1 pseudogene is annotated in these 430 nt (G+C 50.0%); it reads right to left on the bottom strand.

Going from position 1 to position 430, the window contains the following annotated elements:
• Positions 1 to 3: 3 nt before the first annotated feature.
• Positions 4 to 430, bottom strand: a pseudogene (locus tag ACTHUG_RS11555) (hypothetical protein); the annotation flags it as partial.

Here is a 430-nt window from a genome sequence, read left to right as displayed (position 1 = left end):
ATCTCATGCCGAAAGGCCGTCTGATACAGGTTTCACGCCATAATAAGCCGCGGAATCTGCCACTTGGGTTTCCAAAATCTTAACTGTAGGCGCGGCATACCCCTTAACCGGATAATCGACACCAGCAAAATCTCGGGTTAACGGATTGCTGATTTCCATTTTGACTACACGGCGCGACACTTCCTCGACCTCACCGTTTGATTTTGGGATCTCAAAAACTCGCACTTCATCTTCGATGTTGATAATGCGGAAATACTCCGTGATACGGCGCGTCACATCTTTGGTTTTTTCTTCATATTGCATGCAATAACGCTCGCCAACCTTCGGCAAAGGAGCCTCTACGCGCTGATACGCCTGCACAATGCGAACGCCTGCCAAATGGCGACCCAATAACGTCATGCGGCTCTCCACTGTCGGCACAGAATACGCC

This window comes from Neisseria sp. P0022.S009 (genome assembly GCF_051956675.1).
Taxonomy (GTDB): Bacteria; Pseudomonadota; Gammaproteobacteria; order Burkholderiales; family Neisseriaceae; genus Neisseria.
The sequence above is the reverse complement of the archived record's forward strand: the minus strand, read 5'-3'. Positions and strand labels throughout refer to the sequence as shown.